We start from the raw sequence: 5,956 nt of genomic DNA on the forward strand, positions 1-5,956 counted from the left end.
GCGCCGCCAACATTGAAGGCTAATTGTAATTTATAGTGCCCAATGTCGAACTGGTCCATTTCTACCTTTCCCTCTCTATCAATGTAATAGGGAGCGTGGATGTAAATATCTTCTTGGCCCACTTCGTCTTCAAAACGCAGCTCGTTGTAGCTGTCGCCTTTATGGGTTTCGGTGCGAATAACGGTGCGGGTTTTATGCTCGGGCAGGGCATAAGGCACTTTATTGGTGGCATGATAAGTGCGACCTGTGATGATGGGTTGGTCGGGGTCGCCTTCTAAAAAGCTGACAATCACTTCGTGGCCAATACGCGGAATGGCCATCATGCCGTATTGGGTGCCGGCCCAATCTTGAGACACGCGTACCCAGCAGCTGGCGTTTTCGTCATTGTTGGAATAGCGGTCCCACGGAAATTGCACTTTAACGCGGCCATGCTCGTCACAAAATATTTCTTCGCCTTGGGGGGGCCGGTGACGGTGGCGATTTGCGGCCCGTCTACCTTGGGTTTGGCTTGCATGTCCAACTGCCATTGGCGCTGCTCGGGCAAGAGTTTAAGGGTGTTGTGATAGCGGGTTTGACCGCTGCCGCCGTGCTCTTCAAGGGCTTGGGGCTGCTCGCCAATATGCTTGATGGCAACCACTTGCCAAGGGGCATTAAAACTGGGGTTTAGGTGCTCGGTGAGGTCAAATTTTGCACCGGCAAATAATCTGGGCTGATTACTTTGAGCCGTGGCGGTGACGCTGTCACGGTTGAGGTATTGCTGGCGCACCCGAGTGAATTTTTCGCCGGTGGCATCGTCTTTATAACGCCCGGGGTAATCATAATGCTCGTAATCATCACGCTGAAATTTAATGCCTTGGCCTTGCTGGTTTTGTAAAAACGAATAGGCGGGCTGCTTGAAGCTGTAAGCTATTAATTGCACGTGATGATTAATTCAATTTCTTTGCTGATATTGCGCATTGTGATGGTAACAATGCGCGCCATACTATTTTTTAAACTGTTTGCCCTTTTGCCATTCATCTAAGCGGTGAAAACGCAAGGTATCAACTTGATGTTTGTTGAAAATATCAACAATTCGTTGATGCGCAATTGTGTATCCAATGTTGGTTTTAGCTATTTTTAAGATTAATCTCTTCTCTTCAGGTATGGCATCAAGTACATCATCGCGTAGTGAGTATTTCTTAACAGAATGTCTCACATTGTTTTCTTTGTAGTTACTGATGATAGATTTGTCATAATCCAAGCAATCGGTTTCACCATAACGATTAATAAACCAATAGTGCTCATGAAATTGACCGTCATCATCAATCAACACCGCTGGAAATAATTCCACGCCTGGGTGAAAGTAAAAATAGTCTTCCATGTCTTTTTTGATGTCCTCATGCATGATCACAAATGCTGCATGCATATGGGCTTGTTTGATAGGACGGCGAATGTTTGCTGCTTTGTCTTCGTCACGGTACGCGTTTTCAAAAAATAAGGGCCCATTGTCGATGCTCATCTCTTCAAAGCCAAAAAAACGGTCTGCGGTAGCTTGTGTTGGGCTGAGGTAAATCGTTTCAGGGCTGTAATTATCGTCAACGATGTAGTATTGACAGTTGTATTTACTCATAATCCGGGCTCTGGCCTCCATGATTTAGTGGGGGGAAAAGTGATGTGTTTTTTTATTACCCGCATTGAAAGCCATGTAGGCAAGGCCAGCAATGCTCCTAGCAGTAGGATGGTCAATGGAATAAGCGCCTTGCTGCCCATGGCTAAGATTACTCCTCACCTGTGTCTGTATCTGGTTTATCCGAATTAGAAGTCGGTTTGATTCTAGGGTCAGGCAAGCTGCCATAGCCTTGCACCGGATGAGGAGGTAAGGGGTAGCGGGTAGTGATATCGGGGATGCGAAAGTCGGGGTCAGCATCGATTTTATACGCTAATTGGTCATAAAGTTGAGCAACACTTTCATCTATTTGATATTGGTGCTCGCCAGTTGCAAAAACGGAGTAAAGAACAGCTGTAGCTTTTGACATGCCATTACCAACGGCCAATTGATAATAATGCATGGCTTCAGGGTATCTCTGTTCGCCGATTTTTAGCCACTGAGCATAATAGTAATACGCTTCGGTTGTGTGTTGTTGAGCGGCGCATTTAAAGTAAGCCGCGGCCTTATCATTTTGCTGTTGCTCGCGCGGCAAATTATAACCGTAATGATTACCCAATCGAATTAGGGCATTAGGCTCACCGAGTTTGGCGGCTTTATGCAGGTAAAGCCATGCGCCTTCAATATCGTATTTAACGCCATACCCGCGCTCTAATATCACGGCTAAATCGTAATAACCGATGGGCGCGCCGAGTTCAATTAGGCGTTGGGTGGTTTCCAGGGTTTTAGCGGCGCTGCGATAAGTGCCTAGGCCAAGGCGGTAGCGACGGGCTAGGTTATGCAGGGCCTTCCAATGGTCTAACTTAGCGGCTTGTTCATATAAGGTAGTGACCTGAGTTTTATCGTGATAACGCTGCTTTTCCAGTTTACGCGCTTGTAAAAACAGTGCATCAGCCTCGGCGTTGACAGGGGGCAAGCTGGTTTTTTCTAATTTACATTCAAATTCAAAAGCCGAAGCAGGCAAGGCCAGACTTAGTCCTAACAATATGATGGTCAATGGAATAAGTGCCTTGCTACCCATAACTAAGATTACTCCTCACCTGCGTTTTCATTAGTGTCTGGTTTATCCGAATTAGAAGTCGGTTTAACTCTTGGGTCGGGCAAGCTGCCATAGCCTTGCACGGGATGTGGGGGTAAGGGGTAGCGGGTAGTGATATCGGGAATCCGAAGTTCAGGGTTGGCTCGGATCTTGGTTGATAAATCTTCATAAATCAACGTTTGTTCTTGATCAATGGGGTACTTGTGTAACCCTGCTGAAAAAACGGTGGCGAGAACGATGGCGGATTTTGCCATGCCATTGCCAACGGCCAATTGATAATAATGCATTGACTCAGGGTAGCGATCTTCTCCCACTCTCAACCAGTCGGCATATTCAAAATAAGCCTCGGTAGACTGTTGTTGAGCAGCACACTTAAAGTAAGCCGCTGCCTTATCATTTTGCTGTTGCTCGCGCGGCAAGTTATAGCCGTAATGATTACCCAATCGAATTAGGGCGTTGGGCTCTCCGAGTTTGGCGGCTTTATGCAGGTAAAGCCAAGCGCCTTCAATATCATATTTAACGCCATAACCACGTTCGAGTATCACGGCTAAATCGTAATAACCGATGGGGGCGCCTAGTTCAATTAAGCGTTGGGTGGTTTCCAGGGTTTTAGCGGCGCTGCGATAAATACCTAGGCCAAGGCGGTAGCGACGGGCTAGATTATGCAGGGCCTTCCAATGGTCTAACTTAGCGGCTTGCTCATATAAGGCGGTGACCTGAGTTTTGTCGTGATAACGCTGCTTTTCTAGTTTACGCGCTTGTAAAAACAGTGCATCTGCCTCGGCAGTGACAGGGGGCAAGCTGTCTTTTTCTAACTTACATTCAAATTCAAAAGCCGAAGCGGGCAAGGCCTGCAATGCTCCTAGCAGTAGGATGGTCAATGGAATAAGTGCCTTGCTGCCCATAGCTAAGATTACTCCTCACCTGTGGTTTCATTAGTGTCTGGTTTATCCGAATTAGAATCCGGTTTAACCCTTGGGTCGGGCAAGCTGCCATAACCTTGCACGGGATGAGGCGGTAAGGGGTAGCGGGTAGTGATATCGGGGATGCGAAAGTCGGGGTCGGCATCGATTTTATCCGCTATTTGTTCATAAACTTGGACTACGCTTTCATTTATCTGATATTCATGTTGACCCAAAGAAAAAACAGCGTTTAATACAATAGCTGCTTTCAACATACCATTACCAGCAGCCAGTTGATAATAATGCATTGACTCGGGGTAGCGATCTTCTCCCACTCTCAACCAATCGGCATATTCATAATAAGCCTCGGTAGATTGTTGTTGAGCGGCGCATTTAAAGTAGGCACCGGCCTTATCATTTTGCTGTTGCTCGCGCGGCAAATTATAACCGTAATGATTACCCAATCGAATTAGGGCGTTAGGCTCACCGAGTTTGGCGGCTTTATGCAGGTAGAGCCAAGCGCCTTCAATATCGTATTTAACGCCATAGCTGCGCTCGAGTATCACGGCTAAATCGTAATAACCGATGGGGGCGCCGAGTTTAATTAAACGCTGGGTGGTTTCAAGAGTTTTAGCGGCGCTGCGATAAGTGCCTAGGCCAAGGCGGTAGCGACGGGCTAAATTATGCAGCGCCTTCCAATGGTCTAACTTGGCGGCTTGTTCATACAAGGCGGTAACTTGCTCTTTATCGTGATATCGCTGCTTTTCCAGTTTACGCGCTTGTAAAAACAGTGCATCAGCCTCGGCAGTGACAGGGGGCAGGCTGGTTTTTTCTAATTGACATTCAAATTCAAAAGCCGAAGCAGGCAAGGCCAGACTTAGTCCTAACAATATGATGGTCAATGGAATAAGTGCCTTGCTGCCCATAACTAAGATTACTCCTCACCTGTGTTTTCATTAGTGTTTGGTTTATCCGAATTAGAATCCGGTTTAACTCTTGGGTCGGGCAAGCTGCCATAATCTTGCACCGGATGAGGGGGTAAAGGATAGCGGGTAGTGATATCGGGAATGCGAAGTTCAGGATTGGCTCGGATCTTGGTCGATAAATCTTCATAAATCAACGTTTGTTCTTGATCAATGGGGTACTTGTATTGTCCTACTGAAAAAACCGTGGCGAGAACGATGGCGGATTTTGCCATGCCATTGCCAACGGCTAATTGATAATAATGCATGGCTTCGGGGTATCTTTGCTCGCCGATTTTTAGCCACTGTGCATAATAGTAATACGCTTCGGTAGTGTGTTGTTGAGCAGCACACTTAAAATAAGCCGCGGCCTTATCATTTTGCTGTTGCTCTAGGGGCAAGTTATAACCGTAATGATTGCCTAGTCGAATTAGGGCGTTAGGCTCACCGAGTTTGGCGGCTTTATGCAGGTAAAGCCAAGCGCCTTCAATGTCGTATTTAACGCCATAGCCACGCTCTAATATCACGGCTAAATCGTAATAGCCAATGGGCGCGCCCAGTTCAATTAAACGCTGGGTGGTTTCAAGGGTTTTAGCGGCGCTGCGATAAGTGCCTAGGCCAAGGCGGTAGCGACGGGCTAGGTTATGCAGCGCCTTCCAATGGTCTAACTTAGCGGCTTGCTCATACAAGGCAGTAACTTGCTCTTTATCATGATATCGCTGTTTCTCCAGTTTACGCGCTTGTAAAAACAGAGCATCAGCCTCGGCAGTGACAGGGGGAAAGCTGTCTTTTTCTAATTTACATTCAAATTCAAAAGCCATGGTGGGCGCTGTAATTAGGAATGATAGAAGGGCAAGGGCAAATAGAATGCGCTGGTATAAGGTTCGTCCCATATGTAAGGGGGAGTACATGTTTACGACATTCCTTTTTGTCTGTGCTGCGTATTATCCATTGCGCCTTTTATCGGTTGGCTTATGTGATCGCCTAAGATCGAACAATGGTGCAAAGCTTGCGTGAAAGTGATTCATAAATAGATTCAACAGATTAGCCGGCACAGTACGCAATAAAGATATAACTATCAATAAAAATAAGTTGGTATTTTATGTTTTTGTGGTATTGACAACAGCCAGTATTTGGCTAACCAGAACAAGGTGATGGTGAAAGCTAGGGAGGATAAGTATATGAGGTGCTTTAATAATGGCTTCATATTGCTTTACCTATGGTCCAACGCACAAAGATTTGAGTGAGCAAATAGCAACACAGAAAGGTAATTAGCATAGTCGATATGATTCAAGCTTTGGCCTTAATATAAATTGGTCTCATCGTAAAATCGGTTGGGTTTTACTTTGGTTAAGAACTCAGCAATTTCTTGTTTTAATTTTGCTATTGTTTCAGGGGAGAGCTTTTC

7 protein-coding genes are annotated in these 5,956 nt (G+C 46.0%); all 7 read right to left on the reverse strand.

The annotated features are described in order from the left end of the window. Positions 1 to 416 (reverse strand): type VI secretion system tip protein TssI/VgrG (tssI, locus tag K1M91_RS21480; RefSeq protein ID WP_348983281.1); only part of this gene is annotated, 416 nt, incomplete at its 3' end. Beyond that, positions 320 to 919, reverse strand: a complete 600-nt coding sequence (locus K1M91_RS21565) for a contractile injection system protein, VgrG/Pvc8 family (protein ID WP_348983282.1) — start codon at positions 917 to 919, stop codon at positions 320 to 322. The genes tssI and K1M91_RS21565, both read right to left, overlap by 97 nt. A gap of 63 nt (positions 920 to 982) precedes the next feature. After that, positions 983 to 1,609, reverse strand: a complete 627-nt coding sequence (locus tag K1M91_RS20855; protein ID WP_232804190.1) for a hypothetical protein — start codon at positions 1,607 to 1,609, stop codon at positions 983 to 985. Between the two features lie 148 nt (positions 1,610 to 1,757). After that, positions 1,758 to 2,666, reverse strand: a complete 909-nt coding sequence (locus K1M91_RS20860; RefSeq protein WP_232804191.1) for a tetratricopeptide repeat protein — start codon at positions 2,664 to 2,666, stop codon at positions 1,758 to 1,760. An 8-nt stretch (positions 2,667 to 2,674) separates the two neighbouring features. Continuing rightward, on the reverse strand, positions 2,675 to 3,589 hold the full coding sequence (locus K1M91_RS20865; RefSeq protein WP_232804192.1) for a tetratricopeptide repeat protein: 915 nt from the start codon (positions 3,587 to 3,589) through the stop codon (positions 2,675 to 2,677). Positions 3,590 to 3,597: 8 nt separating this feature from the next. Continuing rightward, positions 3,598 to 4,512 carry a tetratricopeptide repeat protein gene (locus K1M91_RS20870; protein ID WP_232804193.1) on the reverse strand — a complete coding sequence of 305 codons (915 nt, stop codon included), beginning with the start codon at positions 4,510 to 4,512 and terminating at the stop codon, positions 3,598 to 3,600. A gap of 8 nt (positions 4,513 to 4,520) precedes the next feature. Beyond that, on the reverse strand, positions 4,521 to 5,459 hold the full coding sequence (locus tag K1M91_RS20875) for a tetratricopeptide repeat protein (RefSeq protein WP_232804194.1): 939 nt from the start codon (positions 5,457 to 5,459) through the stop codon (positions 4,521 to 4,523). Between the last annotated feature and the right edge of the window lie 497 nt (positions 5,460 to 5,956).

Origin of the sequence: Motilimonas sp. E26 (assembly GCF_021278025.1) — a bacterium.
GTDB lineage: Bacteria > Pseudomonadota > Gammaproteobacteria > Enterobacterales > CBDFNC01 > Motilimonas.